A 16,513-nucleotide genomic window follows, 5' to 3' on the forward strand; every position below is an offset into this window, starting at 1 on the left:
GAGGGCGGGGGCAAGTTAGCGAAGTGACCTCATGAACACCACGCCCGATCCAGACGACGATGACGAGGACGACCTGCCGCCCCTGCCGGCTGGCGCCAAGAACTATATGACGCCGGAAGGCTTCAACCACATGCGGGATGAGCGCCACCAGCTGCTGCGGGTGGAGCGTCCCAAGGTGGTGGAGGTGGTGTCCTGGGCCGCCGGCAACGGCGACCGGTCGGAGAATGGCGACTATCTGTACGGCAAGAAACGCCTGCGCGAGATCGACCGGCGCATCCGCTTCCTGACCAAGCGCATCGAAAGCGCCGAGGTGGTCAATCCGCAGCTGCAGAAGAACCGGTCCCAGGTCTTCTTCGGCGCCACCGTCACCTATGCCGATGAGGACGATGACCGCATGACCGTCACCATCGTCGGCCGGGACGAGGTGGACATGGACCGCCACCGCATCAGCTGGGTGTCGCCGGTGGCGCGCGCGCTCATGAAGGCCAAGGTGGGCGACGTCGTCACCGTGCGCACGCCCAAGGGGCCGCAAGAGGTGGAGATCCTGGACATTCGCTACCCGGACTGAGCGGGCGGCTCAGCGGTGTTTCTTGCCCGTTGCGCCGTACTCGCTCACCAGCGTGTCTTTCAGCGACCAGGGATGGTCGGCGGCCCCGGCATCGTCCTTCAGGATGACCACGTCGTCGATCAGCCAGCGTCCGCCGGTCCGCGCGAAATGGTAGGCCAGGACGCGGGGCCCGAAGTTGTTGAAGCGCGCCGTCACCGTGGCCGTGTCGCCCGACGCTTCCGCCTGCAGGCCGAAGCCTGACAGGTCCCAGTCCTGGCCGTCGATGATGATGTCGAAGTCCAGGGCGCAAATCCCCTGGGTGCGCTTTTCGCAGGCCCGGTCGGCATCGAGCAGGCGCGCCAGTGCCGGGGTGGCGTGGCGTCGGACCTGGGCAACCGAATCGATGGTCGTGTCTTTCTCGGCGTGGGGATCGGCGAGATACGGCCGGTACAGGGCCTCGACGATGGCCTGCGGTGTCGATCCCGGCGGCTCGGCGCCGCCGGCCCGCGCCGCCGGCGGAAGGGCCGCCAAGCTCACGGCCAGCAGGCCCATGGCCGGCAGGAGGGCCGCCCGCGTCATAATTCAGGCCGCATCGCGGCGAGCGACCGCCGGGCGATGTCCTTCAGGGCGGCGCGCAGGCGCTCGATCTCCTGCGCGGCGGCCTCGTAATCCTCGATCAGGCCGCCGACCAGGGTGCCGGGGTCCCCGGCATGGTCGGGATAGCGGTCACGGGCCCGTTCGGCGCGGCGGCGCAGCCGCTCCACGATGTCTTCGTTGACGGGTGGCGCCGGGCGGTGGCTGTCATCCTCCGGCGTCATATCCTCGGCATCCGGCATGGCCCGTGGCTCCCTTCCTTCACGCGTAGGCGGGTCGTCAGGACCGGCCCCTTACGGGGCGCGGCCATGGCAATGCTTGTACTTCAGGCCGCTGCCGCAGGGGCAGGGGGAATTGCGGGGGGTGTTCATCCAGGTGTCCGGGTCCTGGCCGCCCACCTGGGTCGACTGCGGCATGTTCACGGCGCCATAGCCCAGGCCGGCGCTGGCGCGCGCCATGCCCGGGGGCAGGGGCTCGTCGGCCGGCGGCAGGCCAGCGGGCAAGCCAGTGGGCGGGAACGCCGGGTCGACGCGGGTCTCCTGCATCTCCTGGGGCGGGAAATCGTTGGGGTCCAGCGGCGGCTGGGCGACCTGCAGCTGCACGCGCATCAGCACCTGGGTCACCTGCTCGCGCAGGCTGTCCAGCAACTCCTCGAACAGGTTGAAGGCTTCGCGCTTGTATTCGTTCAGCGGGTCGCGCTGGCCATAGGCGCGCAGGTTGATGCCCTGGCGCAGATGGTCCAGCGACAGCAGGTGGTCCTTCCACGACTGGTCCAGCAGCTGCAGCAGCAGGCTGCGCTCGATGGAGCGCATGATCTCCGGCCCGTAGCTGGCCTCCTTGGCGGCGTAGGCCTCGTCGGCGGCCTTCATCAGGCGCTGCTCGATCTCAAGCTCGGCGATGCCTTCTTCCTTGCCCCACTCCTGCACCGGCACATCCAGCGCCAGGACGCGCACCACGTCCTCGTGCAGCTGGTCCATGTTCCACTGCTCGGCATAGGAATTGGCCGGGATGGCCTTGGCCACCAGGGTGTTGATGGTGTCCTGGCGCATGTCCTCGACGGTTTCCTTGATGTCGTCGACGGCCATGATCTCACGACGCTGCTCATAGACGACCTTGCGCTGGTCGTTCATGACGTTGTCGTACTTCAGCAGGTTCTTGCGGATTTCAAAGTTGTGGGCCTCAACCCGGCTCTGGGCCTTTTCCAGCGCCTTGTTGATCCAGCTGTGGATGATGGCCTCGCCCTCCTGCAGGCCCAGGCGCTGCAGCATGGTGTCCATGCGCTGCGATCCGAAGATGCGCATCAGGTCGTCTTCCAGCGACAGGAAGAACTTCGAGGCGCCGGGGTCGCCCTGGCGGCCCGAGCGGCCGCGCAGCTGGTTGTCGATGCGCCGGCTTTCGTGCCGCTCCGTACCCACGACGTAAAGGCCGCCGGCGGCCAGCGCCACGTCCTTGGCGGCCGCCACCTCCTCCTCGATCTGCTGGATGCGGCGTGCGCGCTCGGCCGGGTCGGTCACATCCCCCAGCTCGTACTCGATGCGCATCTCGACGTTGCCGCCCAGTTTGATGTCGGTGCCGCGGCCCGCCATGTTGGTGGCGATGGTGACGGCGCCTGGCCGGCCGGCCTGGGAGACGATGTAGGCTTCTTGCTCGTGATAGCGGGCGTTCAGCACGTTGTGCGGGATGCCCTGCTTCTTCAGCAGGTCGGACAGCAGTTCCGACTTCTCGATGGAGATGGTGCCGACCAGGATGGGCTGCTGGCGCTCCTGGCACTCCTTCACCAGCTTGACGATGGCGTCGTACTTCTCGCGCGCCGTGCGGTAGACCTCGTCATCATAGTCGATGCGCTGGACGGGCAGGTTGGTCGGCATATCGACCACGTCCAGGTTATAGATCTCCGCGAATTCCGCCGCCTCGGTCATGGCCGTGCCGGTCATGCCGGCCAGCTTGGGGTACAGGCGGAAATAGTTCTGGAAGGTGATGGACGCCAGCGTCTGGTTCTCGCGCTGGATGGTCACATGCTCCTTCGCCTCCAGGGCCTGGTGCAGGCCTTCGGAATAGCGGCGGCCGTCCATCATGCGGCCCGTGAACTCGTCGATGATGACGACCTTGTCGTCCTTGACGATGTAATCCACGTCGCGGGTGAACAGCTTGTGGGCGCGCAGGGCCTGGTTCACGTGGTGGACCAGGGTGATGTTGTGAATGTCGTACAGGTCGCCCTGCTTCAGCAGGTCCATCTCGGTCAGGATCTGGGCGACCTTCTCCGTGCCCTCTTCCGTCAGGTTGACGGACTTGGCCTTCTCATCCTTTTCATAGTCGGTGTCGGCCAGGCGCAGGATGACCGTGTCCACGGCGGCGTACAGCTCGGACCCGTCGGTGGAGGGACCGGAGATGATCAGCGGGGTGCGCGCCTCGTCGATCAGCACGCTGTCCACCTCGTCGACCACGGCGAAGTTGAAGGGCCGCTGGACCATGTCGTCCAGGCGGAACTTCATGTTGTCGCGCAGGTAGTCGAAGCCGAACTCGTTGTTGGTGCCGTAGGTGATGTCGGCGGCGTAGGCGCGGCGGCGCTCGTCGTCATCCAGGCCGTGGACGATGCAGTCGGTGGTCAGGCCCAGGAAACCGTAGATGCGGCTCATCCAGCCGCTGTCGCGCTTGGCCAGGTAGTCGTTCACGGTCACGACGTGCACGCCCTTGCCTTCCAGAGCGTTCAGGTAGACCGCCAGGGTCGCCACCAGGGTCTTGCCTTCGCCGGTGCGCATCTCGGCGATGCGGCCGCGGTGCAGGACGATGCCGCCCATCAGCTGCACGTCGAAATGGCGCTGGCCGATGGCGCGCTTGGCCGCCTCGCGCACGGTGGCGAAGGCGTCGGGCAGGATGTCGTCCAGCGTCTCGCCCTTGGCCAGCCGGTCGCGCAGCCAGTCGGTGCGCATGCGCAGCTCGTCATCGGACAGCGAGACCAGCTTCGGTTCCAGCGCGTTGATGGCGTCGACGTCCTTCCGCAAGCTTTTGACAACGCGCTCGTTGGCGCTGCCGAACAGTTTGCGGGCGATGGAACCGAACATGAAAACCTCGAAGAGAACGAACACGGGGAAACCGGCCGGATCATCCAGCCCGGCCGCGCGGGACATGGGGCCGTTTTGGATAAGGCCCCCCATGCGCCTTGTGAGATAAGGTGGCAGGGCCCGGCGGTCAATGAAGCCCCGCCGTTTCCGGTACCGCGATACCGGTCCTACCTGCCGCGTCAAATCCCCCACACGCGCGGGGCTGGACCATAGCATGATCCGCCTGCTTTCCAACCGCTTTGATGCCCCGGCGGATGCGGTATCCGGCGACCGTTCCCGGGCGTGGCGCGAGGCCCGCGGTTCGGGGGGTGGGGTGCGGCATCAGGACACGTACGGGGTGGGTATCCGGCGCTGTCCCACCTTGCGAGAGGGGCGCCCCCCGTGTTTTATGGCGCGACAGCCGAAGAAGGGCCCGGCAGTGCTACGGCGTGGCCGTCCCTGGTCCCTAGCATCGCGCCGTTTTTTGATGCAGCCCCAGTCCTCGAGGAATTCAGCTCCATGTATGTGAAGATGTTGCGTGCCGCGCTGCTGACCGCGGCTTTCGGGTCCCTGGCCGGCACCGCCCTGGCCGCTGACACCCCGGCCAAGGCTGCCGCTCCCGCCGCGGCGCCGGCCGCCGGCTCGCCGGCCCAGGCCGCGGACGATCCGGTGGTGGCCCGTGTGAACGGCAAGGAAATCCACCGGTCGGAAGTGCTGGCCGAATACAGCCAGCTGCCGGCCCAGACCCAGCAGCAGATTCACCTGAACGAAGCCTACCCGCGCGTTCTGGAGAACCTGGTGACCGCCCGCCTGCTGGCGGATGCCGGCTACAAGGACAAGCTGCAGGACAGCAAGGAAGTGAAGACCGAGCTGAAGCACGCTGAAGAGCGCTTCGTGCAGCAGGCCTACATCCGCAAGCAGGTCGACGCCCGCATGAACGAGGCGCTGCTGAAGAAGAAGTATGACGAGATGGTGAAGGCCATGCCGGCTGAGGACGAGGTCCGCGCCCGGCACATCCTGGTGAAGACCAAGGAAGAGGCCGACGCGCTGATCAAGCAGATCCAGGGCGGCGCCGACTTCGCCAAGCTGGCGTCCGAGCAGCAGATCGACAAGAACTCCGCCGCCTCGGCCGGCGACCTGGGCTACTTCACGAAGGGCGACATGGTCGCCCCCTTCGCCGATGCCGCCTTCGCCATGAAGCCGGGCGAGGTCAGCAAGACCCCGGTGAAGACCGACTTCGGTTGGCACGTGATCAAGGTTGAGGACCGCCGCAAGCGCCAGGCCCCGCCGTTCGAGCAGGTCAAGGGCCAGGTCGCCCAGGCCGAAGCCCAGGATCTGGCCGCCCAGGTGGTGGATGAGCTGCGCAAGGGCGCCAAGGTCGAGGCCTTCGACATCACCGGCAAGCAGGCCATCTCCCTGACCCCGCCGCCGGCCGCCGCCAAGCCGGCCGCCCCCGCCAAGCAGTAAGGCGGGCGGGAAGGCGCGGGATGAGTTCCTTCCCGCGCCGGTACGCTAACGAAGGGCGCAAGCATCGCCGGTGGCGGTCTTGCGCCCTTTTGCTGTCCGCGGTTCGCTTTCGCTTAAGCGCCGAACGCCCGTTTTCGATTTTATTCGTCACGGATTTCGGCCTATTTTCTGCGCCGTTTGCCCGGTTCCTCCGGGCGGCCCCTCATCCGAACCGTTCGCCTTCAACGGAGCGATCCCCATGGCCCTCAAGGTCTCCCCCCTGGCGCCCGACGCTTTCCCCACCCTGTCCCCCGTGGCTGGCGTCCGCCTGGCGGCGTATAACTGCGGCATCCGCTACAAGGGCCGGGATGACCTGATGGTGGCCGAGCTGGCCCCCGGCACCACCGTTGCCGGCGTGCTGACCCGCTCGCTGACCGCCAGCGCGCCCGTGCATTGGTGCCGCAAGGGCCTGACCGGCGGCAGCGCCCGCGCCCTGGTGGTGAACTCCGGCAACTCCAACGCCTTCACCGGTGCCGCCGGCGAATCGCTGGTGTCCGAGACGGTGGCCACGGCCGCCCAGCTGGTGGGCTGCAAGCCGGAAGAGGTCTTCGTCGCCTCCACCGGCGTCATCGGCCAGCCCCTGCCGGCCGACAAGATCGCCCAGCACCTGGGCGCCGCCTGGGCCAAGCTGGACGCCGGCAACTGGGACGCGGCCGCCCGGGCCATCATGACCACCGACACCTTCCCCAAGGGGGCGGTGGCCACCTGCGTCATCGACGGCAAGACGGTGACCCTGAACGGCTTCGCCAAGGGCAGCGGCATGATCGCCCCTGACATGGCGACCATGCTGGGCTTCCTGTTCACCGACGCGGCCATCGCCGCCCCGGTGCTGCAGAAGCTGCTGTCGCGCGCCACCGACCGCAGCTTCAACTGCGTGACGGTGGACGGCGACACCTCCACCAGCGACACGGTGATCCTGGTGGCCACCGGCCAGGCCGGGAACGCCCCCATCACCGACGCGACCGATCCGCGCCTGCGCCTCTTCGCCAAGGCGCTGGACGCCGTCTGCCTGGACCTGGCGCAGCAGATCGTGCGCGATGGCGAGGGTGCCACCAAGTTCGTGACCCTGACCGTGACCGGTGCGGCCAGCAACCAGGCGGCCAAGCGCATCGCACTGACCGTCGCCAACTCCCCCCTGGTGAAGACTGCCGTGGCGGGTGAGGATGCCAACTGGGGCCGCATTGTCGCCGCCGTGGGCCGCGCCGGCGAAAAGGCCGACCGCGACAAGCTGGTCATCAGCATCGGCGGCGTGCAGATCTGCGCCAACGGGATGGAGGTCCCGGGATATGACGAGGCGCCGGTAGCCGCCCACATGAAGGGGCAGGAGATCGACATCCAGGTCGACCTGGGCCTGGGCCGGGGCAAGGCCACCGTGTGGACCTGCGACCTGACCCACGGCTATATCGACATTAATGGCAGCTACCGCAGCTGAGGCTGCGGTAGCTTCCTTTGTTCCCTCAGGCGCCGGGCGGCGGCATCCGCCGCCTTGGCTTGTCCTCGATTTCCAGTCCGCCTACGGCTCCCCAGAAATCTCCGGCGGCCGCGGTCGCGGCCTACGGCTGCATGAGGGAAATCTCATGCAGCTGATTTATTTGGAGGAAGTGCTGTGGCGGATGAGATGACCGCGTGCTGGGATGGGCGGGTCGAGTCGACGGAACCGGTGCGCACTGTCCTGGTGGCCGCCGTGGCTCTGATCGACGCCGACGGGCGGGTGCTGCTGGCGCAGCGGCCGCCGGGCAAGTCCTTGGCGGGCCTCTGGGAGTTTCCCGGCGGCAAGGTCGACCCCGGCGAGACGCCGGAGGTGGCCCTGGTGCGGGAACTGCGGGAGGAGCTGGGCATCGACACGCGTACCAGCTGCCTGGCGCCCTTCACCTTCGCCAGCCACCGGTATGAGACCTTCCATCTGCTGATGCCGCTTTACGTCTGCCGCGTCTGGCAAGGCACGCCCCAGCCCCTGGAAGGCCAGTCCCTGGCCTGGGCGCGGGTGGATCAGCTGAACGACTATCCCATGCCCCCCGCCGACGTGCCGCTGGTGGCCATGTTGCGGGATTTGCTCTAAGGCCGCCATTCGGTGGCGCAGGTTAAATCACAACTAAGAAGATATGTGATCGAATCAGATAAAACTTTAAGAATTATAATATAGATTTTGATGTTACCCCTACGGGCAATCCATCCGCCACAAATCCCAAAGAGGTTTAGGATGTTGCCCAATTGCGCGTGTTCTCGCTTCGATATCGCCCAGGCTGTGCTGGCCTCCACGGACAACCTGACACCTGAGCAGCTGTACAAGGCGATAAAGGCGGCCCTGGAGGTGGTTCGGCAGGATTATGCCGTGCTGCAATCGGCCCCGGCGCCTGAGCCGGTTGACGCGCCGGCCCGGCTGTTCCACGGCGGCGTCATCCGAACCATGCGCGACGATCTGCCCACGGTTGAGGCCCTGGTCATCCGGGGCAAGGACATCCTGGGCGTGGGCACGCTGCAGGCGATGCGGGACCTGGCTCCAGGCGCACGGGAGGTCGATCTGGCCGGGCGGACGCTGATGCCGGGCTTCGTCGATCCCCACATGCACGTCGTGGCCAGCGCCCTGCTGGCTCCTGGCTTGGGCTTGGGGCCGGTAGCGGGGGAGGACTACACCTTCGACAGCGTCAAGGCGAAGCTACGCCAGGCCATCCGGTCGGCCAAGTCGACAGAGGATTGGATCGTCGCCACCGGTTTCGATTCCTCGCGGCTGTCGGATGGTTGGCGGAACATCACGATCGACGACCTGGATGAGTTGTTCGATCATGCTCCCGCGGAAAAGCAGAACCCGGTTTTCATCGCGTCGGGGTCGGGTCACACCACCTACGCCAACCGCCGGGTCCTAGTGATGGCCGGCGTGCCCGAATACAACCCGCCCAAGCTGGAAGGGGGCAAGATCGCCACCTTCTTCGAGGACGGTAAAGATACCGGCCGCACCTCCGGCATCTTCATTGAATATCCCGCCCAGAAATATGTCCTGGGTGCGCTCTCCAGCAGTGGTCACACGGGCTTCCCCGAGGACCCGACCACGCTGGGCGTGAATGTGGCCGAGATTCTGTACACCGCGCTGGCCAACGGCAACACCATGGTGAACGAGGCGGCGCTGGGCATCGCGATGGGCGCCGCCGATATGGAGAAGGCGGCCATCGACGCGGTGTCGCTTTTCACGGCCCGTCCCCGCTTCGCCAGCGCCCGCTATGTCAGCCAGTACCTGGTGGGCGACCATCAGGTGCACTGGCAGCACCCCGACCTGACCGACCCCATGTTCCTGCAGCAGGCCGTCAAGCTGTTCGCCGATGGCTCCAACCAGGGTGTCACCGGGTTGCAGCGCGAACCCTACACCCCCTGGGCCATCCTGCAGACGGAGCGGGACTATCTGGGCTTTGACGTGAAGGGCAACCAGAACCTGCCCGTCAGCGGGTTGGCCGCCTTGGTCGGCCCCGCCAATGACGCCGGCTGGCAGGTCATCACCCACGCCAACGGCGACGCGGCCATCGACAACATCCTGGCGGCTTACCAGAAGTCGAAGGAGGACAATCCAGCGTCCGCCGCCCTGCGCAACCGGGTGGAGCACTGCTCCATCCTGCAGGATGACCAGATCAAGCGCATGAAGGACCTGGACGTGGTGCCGTCCTTCCTCATCCAGCACGTGGCGGAGTGGGGATACGTGCTGAAAAAGCTGCTGGGCGACCGCGCCGACCTGCTGGACCGATGCGCGTCCGTGGAAAAGGCGGGCCTGCGCTTCTCCTTGCACAGCGACTACACCGTCAGCCCGCTGGAGCCGCTGCGCCGGGTCCAGACCGCGGTCACCCGCATCATGGACATGGACCCCGACCACGGGGTGCTGAGCCCCGATGAACGCATCAGCGTGGTATCGGCCCTGAAGGCCCAGACCATCGACGCCGCCTGGCAATGCCATGCCGACCAGTATGTCGGGACGTTGCAGGCGGGGAAGTTGGCTGACCTGGTGATCCTGGACAGCGACCCCTGCACGTGTGAACCGACCCGCATCGGGGACATCAAAGTGAGTGAGACCTGGGTCAACGGTGCCAAGGTCTTCCCGCTGGTCCCGCAAGGCGAGGTTCCGGCGGCGTAAGTCTGACTCAGGAACGGCGGGCCGCGCGCCAACGGTCGGCGCGCGGCCCGTCCGTTCGCGGAGCCCTCAATCAGTTCTTCAGCGGATTGATCTCTTCCGTGCCCAGCGCGTCGGCCAGGCGCAGCTTGGCGCTGCCGCGGCGTAGGGGTTTCTGCTGGCTTTCGTCGGGGGCCCAGCCGGCCAGATACAGCACTTGGAAGCTGGCCTCGATGCCGCCCTCGCCATCGGGATACAGGTCCTGGTAACGCTCTGCGGCCCGGGTGAACAGGTCGCTGGGGCTCACGGCCTTGCGGCTGTCCAGCACGGCGTTGGTCTCGCCCATGCCGCGCAGGTCCTGGATCAGGCGGAAGGCGTGGGGGTAGCTGACGGTCAGCATGTCGCTGTCCACCACCGGCAGGGCGAAGCCGGCGCGCTGCAGCAGGCCGCCGGCGTCGCGCACCTCGGCCATGGGGCTGATGCGGGGCGATAGGCCGCCCAACAGGTCCATCTCGGCCTCCATCAGGCTGCGGCGCAGCTCGAACAGCGTCTCGCCGCCCAGGATGGCGCCCAGGAACAGGCCATCGGGCTTCAACGCGCGGCGCACCTGGATCAGGGCGCCAGGCAGGTCGTTGACCCAATGCAGGCTGAGGGCGCTGACCACCAGGTCGAAGCTGCCCTCGGCGAAGGGCAGGAACTCCTCATCAGCCGCCACGGTCGGTAGGCCGGGCATGCGCTTGGCCGCCTCGGCCGCGAAGCGGGGGGACAGGTCCGTGGCCACCACTTGGGCGATGCTGGGCACGGCTGCCAGGGCCCGCGCCACCTCTCCGCCATGGCAGCCCAGGTCCAGGGCCACGCGGAAGTCGCGCTTGATGTCGGCCAGGCGTTCCACCAGGCGGCCGACCACCTCGGCCTTCAGGAAATCGAAGCCGGTCCACCCGGCGGCGGCCCGGTCGCGATGGGCCCGCACGCGGCGGCGGTTGAAGACGGTCATGCTGTCGGCGTCGCTCATGGGGCCGGTATAGGCCCTTCCTGGGCCGGAGCAACAGGAATTTACGGGGTACGCGCGGCTTTGCGCTATCATGGCGCGTGCTTCTTGGAGGACATGCGCGTATGGGCGATTGGGGGCGGGCGATGGGGGCCAGGGTGCGCGACACCGGCGTGCGCCTGCTCGACCTGGTGCTGCCGCCGCGCTGCCTGGGCTGTGGCGAGGCGGTGGCCGCTGCCGGCACGCTGTGCGGCGCCTGCTGGCGGGGCGTCAGCTTCATCACGGCGCCGCAATGCGCCGCCTGCGGCCGGCCCTTTCCCCATGACATGGGCGCCGATGCCCTGTGCGCCATCTGTGTCGCTGCACCCCTATCCTTCGGCCGGCTGCGCGCCGCCGTGCTGTACGACGATGCCAGCCGCCCCCTGATCCTGGGCTTCAAGCATGGCGACCGGACGGAGGCCGTCCCCCTGTTCGCCGGCTGGATGGCGCGCGCCGGGGGGGAACTGCTGGCCGGGGCCGATCTCGTGGCGCCGGTGCCGCTGCACCGCTGGCGCCTGTTCGCCCGGCGCTACAATCAGGCGGCCCTGCTGGCCGCGCGGCTGGGGACCATCAGCGGGGTGAAAGCGGCGCCCGACCTGCTGGTCCGCCGCCGCCGCACGCCCAGCCAGGGCAGTCTGTCGCGGGGGGGACGGGCGCGCAACGTGGCGGGCGCCTTCGCCCTGCGCCCCGGCCGCTCGGTCAAGGGGCTGCGCGTCGTGCTGGTGGATGACGTCTACACCACCGGCGCCACGGTGGCGGAGTGCGCCCGCGTGCTGCTGCGGGCGGGTGCCGCCGGGGTGGAGGTGCTGGCCCTGGCCCGGGTGCTGAAGGCCGAAGATATTTAGAAACACTCTAAACTCAGGGCTGGGTTGCGCACCCACCCTTGGCGCTGCGCCGCCGATGCGCCAATATTTCAGGTAAATCATTTCCTCAGGAGTTTGGGCCCATGCCCCGCGTTGAGATCTACACCAGCCCCTACTGCCCCTATTGCCACCGCGCCAAGCGCCTGCTGGACAGCAAGGGCGTGCAGTATGAGGAGATCGACGTCATCGCCAACCCGTCGCGCAAGCCGGAGATGATCCAGCGCGCGGATGGCCGCACCACGGTGCCCCAGATTTTCGTGGATGGTGAGGGCCTGGGCGGCAGCGACGACATCCACGCCCTGGACCGCGCCGGCAAGCTGAACGCCAAGCTGGGCCTGGACCAGTTGGCCTCCGGCACCGCCTGACGCGCATGACGGCGGCCCCTTCCTCAGGTGTCCTGCGCGCGGCAGTCCTGCAGATGACCGCCGGGCCGGAGATATCGGCCAACATGGATGCGGTGGCCGACCTGCTGCGCCAGGCCAGGGACCAGGGGGCGGCGTTCGCCACCCTGCCGGAAAACGTGGCCCGCATGGTCCAAGGCCGCGAGCGGGTGCTGGCCGGCGCTTATGAGGAAGAGGCGCATCCGGCCCTTGGCCGGTTCCGCGACCTGGCGGTAGAAACCGGGCTGTGGCTCATGACCGGCACCCTGGCCTGTCTGACGAAGGATGGCCGCGCCGCCAACCGCTGCTTCGTCATCGACCCATCGGGCCAGGTGCTGGCCCGCTACGACAAGCTGCACATGTTCGATGTGGAGCTGGCGAATGGCGAGCGTTATCGCGAAAGCGCCACCTTCCGCCCCGGCGACACCGCGCGCGTGGTCGATACCCCGTGGGGCGGGCTGGGCCTGACCGTCTGCTACGACGTGCGCTTTCCCCAGCTCTACCGCGCCCTGGCCAAGGCCGGCGCCCGCATCATCACGGTACCCTCGGCCTTCACCGTGCCCACCGGCCGCGCCCACTGGCATGTGCTGCTGCGCGCCCGCGCCATCGAGACCGGCTGCTGGGTCCTGGCCCCTGCCCAGGTGGGCACCCACGACGGCGGCCGCCAGACCTACGGCCACGCCCTGATCATCAGCCCTTGGGGTGAGGTAGTGGCTGACGCCGGTGGCGAGGCCTCCGGTGTGCTAGTCGCGGACCTGGACCTATCCAAGGTGGATGAGGCGCGATCCATGGTGCCCAGCCTGTTGCACGACCGGGCGTTCCAGGGACCTTAGAGCTCCCGCCCCATGGCCGCTCCAAAGTCCAAACAAAAAGGCGGCACCCTCGCGGATGCCGCCCTTCGTTTCGTTACAGAAACAGACCTTATTCGGCGACCTTCAGCACGCCGCGGCGGATCTGGTCGCGCTCCATGCTGACGAACAGGGCGCGGAAGTTGCCTTCGCCGAAGCCCTCGTCGCCCTTGCGCTGGATGATCTCGAAGAAGATCGGGCCGATGGCCGTCTCGGTGAAGATCTGCAGCAGATAGCGGTTGTCCTTACCGTCCAGCAGGATGCCGCGGCTCTTCAGTTCTTCGACCGGCTGGCCGTGGCCGGGCAGGCGCTCTTCCAGCATCTCGTAGTAGGTGTCGGGCGGCGGCGTCATGAACTTCACGCCGGCGGCCTTCAGCTTGTCCCAGGTGGCGATGATGTCATCGGTCAGCAGGGCGATGTGCTGGATGCCCTCGCCCTTGTAGGCCTCGATGAACTCCTGGATCTGGTCCAGCTTGTCGGCACCCTGCTCGGACTTCGACTCGTTGATCGGAATGCGGATCTTGCCGCAGGGGGCGGTCAGCGCCCGGCTGGTCAGGCCCGTGTACTCACCCGTGATGTCGAAGTAGCGGATCTGGCGGAAGCCGAAGATCTTGCCGTAGAACTCCGAGATCGGGTCCATGCGGCCCTTGCGGACGTTATGGGTCAGGTGGTCGATCAGCTTCAGGCCGGCGCCCACGGGGTTCTGGTCCGCACCCTCGATGGGCACGAAGTCGATGTCGTAGATGCTGGGGCTGTTGTACCGGTCCACCAGGTACAGCAGGCTGCCGCCGATGCCTTCGATGGCCGGGATGTTCAGCTCCATGGGGCCGACCGTGCCCTTCACCTCCTTGGCGCCCTGGGCCACGGCGTGCTTCAGGGCCTCGCCCGCGTCCTTCACGCGGAAGGCCATGGCGCAGGCGCTGGGGCCGTGCTCACGGGCGAAGCGCTGGGCTAGGCTGTCCGGCTCGGCGTTCACGATGAAGTTGATGTCGCCCTGGCGGTACAGCACCACGTTCTTGGAGCGGTGGCGGGCCACCTTGGTGAAGCCCATGGCCTCGAACAGGCGGCCCAGGGCCTCGGTGTCCTCCGCCGTGTATTCCACGAACTCGAAGCCATCGGTGCCCAGCGGGTTCTCCCACAGGTCGCCGCCGGCGACGGCTTCGGCGACGGGCCCAGAGGAGGACGGGGAGGAGGGGGTGGTCGGGGTGGACGCGGTCGGGGTGGACATGGCGGGTCGCTCTCCCTGTTAGAAGCAACAATCCCCCTGATGATACGCCCGGCGCCCGGGCATTTCCTTGCGAAGTCTGCCGCATTTGTTCAAGATTGAGCAACGTTGTGCTCAAGAAACCCTTAAGGCGGCATCACTATGGGTAAATCCAGTCTGGACGCGGCAGATCTGCGCATCCTGGATACGTTGCAGCGCAACGGGCGCCTATCCAACGTCGACCTGGCGGAAGCCGTGGGCCTGTCGCCCTCGCCCTGCCTGCGTCGGGTGAAGGACCTGGAGGACCAGGGCTACATCCAGGGCTATGCCGCCCTGCTGGACCGGCGCCTGTTGGGCCTGGGGGTCGTCGCCTTCGTCGAGGTCAAGATCGATCAGAACGCGGAAGGCGACGCCGTGTTCCGCCGCCTGGTCAGCCAAATCCCCGAGGTGGTGTCCTGCTTCGTCATGACCGGCACCATGGACTATCTGGTGCAGGTGGTGGTCAGCAACCTGGAGGCCTTCGCCGAGGTCTCCATGAAAAAGCTGCTGCAGATCCCGGGCGTGAAGGACGTACGCTCCAGCTTCGTGCTGGACGTGGTCAAGCACTCCACCGCAGTACCCTTGCCGTCGGTCGCCGAACTGGCGCGGGACTGAAATTTCTTCCCGGCACAAGATTGCTAAACCGGTCGTTCAAACGGCAGGAAGTGGTTTTGAGCTAGGGCTAACGGGGCATGATCGCAAGGAAATGGTGCTGATCCAGCGATAAAATGGTTTCACAAACCCAGCCAGGGAGATGGAGCCATGAGCAGCAGCGCGCCGGTCAACACCACGGGCAAGTCCGACACCCCCCTGCGCGGCGACTACAGCGCCATGGCGGCTGACTACACCGTGCCCCAGGGCTGGGAAAAGATCACGGCGGAGGAGCACGCCCGCTGGCGCACGCTGTATGAGCGTCAGTCGGCCCTGCTGCCCCGCTATGCCGCGCCTGAGTTCATGGAAAGCCTGGCCCGGCTGGACGCCCGCGACGGGGTGCCCCATTTCAATCGCGCCAGCGAGGTGCTGCACAAGGCCACGGGCTGGACCCTGGTGGCCGTGCCCGGCCTGCTGCCCAACGACGTCTTCTTCAACCACCTGGCCGAAAAGCGATTTCCGGTGACCAACTGGATCCGCCGGGCGGATGAGATGGATTACCTGGTGGAACCGGACGTGTTCCACGACTTCTTCGGCCATGTGCCCCTGCTGATGCATCCGGTCTTCGCCGACTATCTGCAGGCCTATGGCAGGAAGGGCGCCGAGGCCGAAGCCCACGGCGGGCTGGAGCGCCTGGCCCGTCTCTACTGGTACATGGTGGAATTCGGCCTGATCAATACGCCCCAGGGCCTGCGCGCCTATGGCGCCGGCATGCTGTCCTCGCGGGGCGAGACGCAGTACTGCATCGAAAGCCCCGAGCCCAACCGCGTGGGCTTTAATCTGGAACGGGTGATGCGCACCCGCTATCGCATCGACGACTACCAGGAAACCTACTTCGTCTTGGACAGCTTCGAACAGCTGTTCCAGGCCACGGCGCAGGATTTCGCCCCGCTCTATGCCAAGCTGGCCGCCCTGCCGGATCTGCCGGCCGACCAGATCCAGCCGGGCGACACCGTGTTTACCGCAGGCCGCAAGGCGGCTTAGGCTTAGCCCAGCAAGTGCCCTAGGGGCTGGGTCGCAGCGTTTGCCCGATCATGGCATAGGCGTCGTCGCTGGCCAGGAAGACGTAGGCGGGTGTGATGCCAGCCCAGTCTTCCTCCTCGCCATCCGCGTCGGGCGGCAGGTGGCCCGGGCACACGCAATTGGCGGTGATGTCGTTGTCGCCGAACTCATGCACCAGGCTGCGGGTGAAGCCCAGCAGGGCGGAGGCCGCGGCGCCGTAGGCGGTCATCCCGCGCGCCCCTTCCATGGCGGTGCTGTCCACCGTGGTGACGATGCGGCCATAGCTGCGCGCCCGCATCAGGGGCAGCAGATGGCGCACCATCAGGAAGGTGCCGCCCATGTTGGCGGCCATGGTGGCCTCGAACAGTTCCAGCGTCATGCCGTCGAAAGGCTGTTTCAGGCGGAAGCCGGCGTTGTTGACCAGGATGTCGACATGGTCGAAGGCAGCGATGGCCGCTTCGGCCACCGTATAGGCGCCGGCCGGCTGGGTGATGTCGGCCTGCACGACGATGCCGGTGCGGCCCAGGGCCTGCACCTGGCGGGCGGTTTCCGTGGCCGCCGCCTGTTCATCGGGCAAAAGGTGGTGGAGGACGACGTTGGCCCCCTCCTGCGCCAGGGCGACCGCGACGGCGCGGCCCAGGCCGGACGCCGCCCCCGTCACCACCGCTGTCCGGTTCGCCAAACGCCCCGCCCGCTGCATCGCCGTTCCCCAAAACCCCGA

General features: G+C 67.1%; 16 protein-coding genes. 10 read left to right on the forward strand and 6 right to left on the reverse strand.

From position 1 onward, the window contains the following. Positions 1 to 31 precede the first annotated feature (31 nt). Positions 32 to 568: a transcription elongation factor GreB gene (gene greB, locus FBZ87_RS14950; RefSeq protein WP_145611047.1), complete on the forward strand. Its 537-nt coding sequence runs from the start codon at positions 32 to 34 to the stop codon at positions 566 to 568. A 9-nt stretch (positions 569 to 577) separates the two neighbouring features. Here greB and FBZ87_RS14955 read toward each other — a convergent pair whose 3' ends face one another. From FBZ87_RS14955 to secA, 3 genes are read right to left on the reverse strand one after another with little or no spacing between them, the layout of a single operon-like run. Beyond that, complete coding sequence (locus FBZ87_RS14955; protein ID WP_145611048.1) at positions 578 to 1,126, reverse strand: YqhG/Tai3 family protein; 549 nt, start codon at positions 1,124 to 1,126, stop codon at positions 578 to 580. Next, entirely contained in the window at positions 1,123 to 1,383 is a 261-nt protein-coding gene (locus tag FBZ87_RS14960) for a hypothetical protein (RefSeq protein WP_088872201.1), read from the reverse strand. The genes FBZ87_RS14955 and FBZ87_RS14960 overlap by 4 nt, the downstream gene beginning before the upstream one ends. Positions 1,384 to 1,434: 51 nt before the next feature. Next, positions 1,435 to 4,203 carry a preprotein translocase subunit SecA gene (gene secA / locus FBZ87_RS14965; protein WP_145611160.1) on the reverse strand — a complete coding sequence of 923 codons (2,769 nt, stop codon included), beginning with the start codon at positions 4,201 to 4,203 and terminating at the stop codon, positions 1,435 to 1,437. Between the two features lie 498 nt (positions 4,204 to 4,701). On the opposite strand from secA, the gene FBZ87_RS14970 reads away from it, so the two are divergent. From FBZ87_RS14970 to FBZ87_RS14985, 4 genes are all read left to right on the forward strand, one after another. Further along, positions 4,702 to 5,649: a peptidylprolyl isomerase gene (locus tag FBZ87_RS14970; RefSeq protein ID WP_246134404.1), complete on the forward strand. Its 948-nt coding sequence runs from the start codon at positions 4,702 to 4,704 to the stop codon at positions 5,647 to 5,649. A gap of 238 nt (positions 5,650 to 5,887) precedes the next feature. Further along, entirely contained in the window at positions 5,888 to 7,120 is a 1,233-nt protein-coding gene (argJ, locus tag FBZ87_RS14975; RefSeq protein WP_145611049.1) for a bifunctional glutamate N-acetyltransferase/amino-acid acetyltransferase ArgJ, read from the forward strand. Positions 7,121 to 7,306: 186 nt separating this feature from the next. Beyond that, a complete protein-coding gene (gene mutT / locus FBZ87_RS14980) occupies positions 7,307 to 7,747 on the forward strand; it encodes an 8-oxo-dGTP diphosphatase MutT (protein WP_211106958.1) in 441 nt (146 codons plus the stop codon). A gap of 141 nt (positions 7,748 to 7,888) precedes the next feature. Next, positions 7,889 to 9,802 carry an amidohydrolase gene (locus FBZ87_RS14985; protein WP_186454760.1) on the forward strand — a complete coding sequence of 638 codons (1,914 nt, stop codon included), beginning with the start codon at positions 7,889 to 7,891 and terminating at the stop codon, positions 9,800 to 9,802. 70 nt (positions 9,803 to 9,872) lie between these two features. Here the strand turns inward: FBZ87_RS14985 and FBZ87_RS14990 are convergent, their stop codons facing one another. Next, entirely contained in the window at positions 9,873 to 10,790 is a 918-nt protein-coding gene (locus FBZ87_RS14990) for a methyltransferase domain-containing protein (protein ID WP_145611051.1), read from the reverse strand. Positions 10,791 to 10,891: 101 nt separating this feature from the next. Between FBZ87_RS14990 and FBZ87_RS14995 the strand changes: the two genes are divergently transcribed. From FBZ87_RS14995 to FBZ87_RS15005, 3 genes are all read left to right on the forward strand, one after another. Beyond that, the gene (locus tag FBZ87_RS14995) at positions 10,892 to 11,650 is read left to right on the forward strand and encodes a ComF family protein (RefSeq protein ID WP_246134405.1); all 759 of its coding nucleotides are present in this window, start codon (positions 10,892 to 10,894) and stop codon (positions 11,648 to 11,650) included. 101 nt (positions 11,651 to 11,751) lie between these two features. After that, on the forward strand, positions 11,752 to 12,033 hold the full coding sequence (grxC, locus tag FBZ87_RS15000; RefSeq protein ID WP_088872197.1) for a glutaredoxin 3: 282 nt from the start codon (positions 11,752 to 11,754) through the stop codon (positions 12,031 to 12,033). A 5-nt stretch (positions 12,034 to 12,038) separates the two neighbouring features. After that, complete coding sequence (locus FBZ87_RS15005; protein WP_145611053.1) at positions 12,039 to 12,881, forward strand: carbon-nitrogen hydrolase family protein; 843 nt, start codon at positions 12,039 to 12,041, stop codon at positions 12,879 to 12,881. An 88-nt stretch (positions 12,882 to 12,969) separates the two neighbouring features. Here the strand turns inward: FBZ87_RS15005 and hppD are convergent, their stop codons facing one another. Further along, the gene (hppD, locus tag FBZ87_RS15010; protein ID WP_246134406.1) at positions 12,970 to 14,124 is read right to left on the reverse strand and encodes a 4-hydroxyphenylpyruvate dioxygenase; all 1,155 of its coding nucleotides are present in this window, start codon (positions 14,122 to 14,124) and stop codon (positions 12,970 to 12,972) included. A 138-nt stretch (positions 14,125 to 14,262) separates the two neighbouring features. Between hppD and FBZ87_RS15020 the strand changes: the two genes are divergently transcribed. Continuing rightward, entirely contained in the window at positions 14,263 to 14,754 is a 492-nt protein-coding gene (locus tag FBZ87_RS15020) for an Lrp/AsnC family transcriptional regulator (protein WP_040848442.1), read from the forward strand. A 147-nt stretch (positions 14,755 to 14,901) separates the two neighbouring features. Further along, complete coding sequence (phhA, locus tag FBZ87_RS15025; RefSeq protein ID WP_145611054.1) at positions 14,902 to 15,774, forward strand: phenylalanine 4-monooxygenase; 873 nt, start codon at positions 14,902 to 14,904, stop codon at positions 15,772 to 15,774. A gap of 19 nt (positions 15,775 to 15,793) precedes the next feature. Here the strand turns inward: phhA and FBZ87_RS15030 are convergent, their stop codons facing one another. Beyond that, positions 15,794 to 16,474 (reverse strand): SDR family NAD(P)-dependent oxidoreductase, encoded by a 681-nt coding sequence (locus FBZ87_RS15030; RefSeq protein WP_186454761.1) that lies wholly within the window; start codon positions 16,472 to 16,474, stop codon positions 15,794 to 15,796. Positions 16,475 to 16,513 lie beyond the last annotated feature (39 nt).

The sequence above is a fragment of the Nitrospirillum amazonense genome (assembly GCF_007828035.1).
Taxonomy (GTDB): domain Bacteria; phylum Pseudomonadota; class Alphaproteobacteria; order Azospirillales; family Azospirillaceae; genus Nitrospirillum; species Nitrospirillum amazonense.

What these genes read in the sequence shown, in the direction of transcription:
- secA (WP_145611160.1), bottom strand. Translation starts at nt 4,203, where the DNA reads ATGTTCGGTTCCATCGCCCGCAAACTGTTCGGCAGCGCCAACGAGCGC.
- phhA (WP_145611054.1), top strand. Translation starts at nt 14,902, where the DNA reads ATGAGCAGCAGCGCGCCGGTCAACACCACGGGCAAGTCCGACACCCCC.
- FBZ87_RS15020 (WP_040848442.1), top strand. Translation starts at nt 14,263, where the DNA reads ATGGGTAAATCCAGTCTGGACGCGGCAGATCTGCGCATCCTGGATACG.
- mutT (WP_211106958.1), top strand. Translation starts at nt 7,307, where the DNA reads ATGACCGCGTGCTGGGATGGGCGGGTCGAGTCGACGGAACCGGTGCGC.
- FBZ87_RS14960 (WP_088872201.1), bottom strand. Translation starts at nt 1,383, where the DNA reads ATGCCGGATGCCGAGGATATGACGCCGGAGGATGACAGCCACCGCCCG.
- FBZ87_RS14995 (WP_246134405.1), top strand. Translation starts at nt 10,892, where the DNA reads ATGGGCGATTGGGGGCGGGCGATGGGGGCCAGGGTGCGCGACACCGGC.
- FBZ87_RS14985 (WP_186454760.1), top strand. Translation starts at nt 7,889, where the DNA reads ATGTTGCCCAATTGCGCGTGTTCTCGCTTCGATATCGCCCAGGCTGTG.
- greB (WP_145611047.1), top strand. Translation starts at nt 32, where the DNA reads ATGAACACCACGCCCGATCCAGACGACGATGACGAGGACGACCTGCCG.
- argJ (WP_145611049.1), top strand. Translation starts at nt 5,888, where the DNA reads ATGGCCCTCAAGGTCTCCCCCCTGGCGCCCGACGCTTTCCCCACCCTG.
- FBZ87_RS15005 (WP_145611053.1), top strand. Translation starts at nt 12,039, where the DNA reads ATGACGGCGGCCCCTTCCTCAGGTGTCCTGCGCGCGGCAGTCCTGCAG.
- FBZ87_RS14955 (WP_145611048.1), bottom strand. Translation starts at nt 1,126, where the DNA reads ATGACGCGGGCGGCCCTCCTGCCGGCCATGGGCCTGCTGGCCGTGAGC.
- hppD (WP_246134406.1), bottom strand. Translation starts at nt 14,124, where the DNA reads ATGTCCACCCCGACCGCGTCCACCCCGACCACCCCCTCCTCCCCGTCC.
- FBZ87_RS14970 (WP_246134404.1), top strand. Translation starts at nt 4,702, where the DNA reads ATGTATGTGAAGATGTTGCGTGCCGCGCTGCTGACCGCGGCTTTCGGG.
- FBZ87_RS14990 (WP_145611051.1), bottom strand. Translation starts at nt 10,790, where the DNA reads ATGAGCGACGCCGACAGCATGACCGTCTTCAACCGCCGCCGCGTGCGG.
- grxC (WP_088872197.1), top strand. Translation starts at nt 11,752, where the DNA reads ATGCCCCGCGTTGAGATCTACACCAGCCCCTACTGCCCCTATTGCCAC.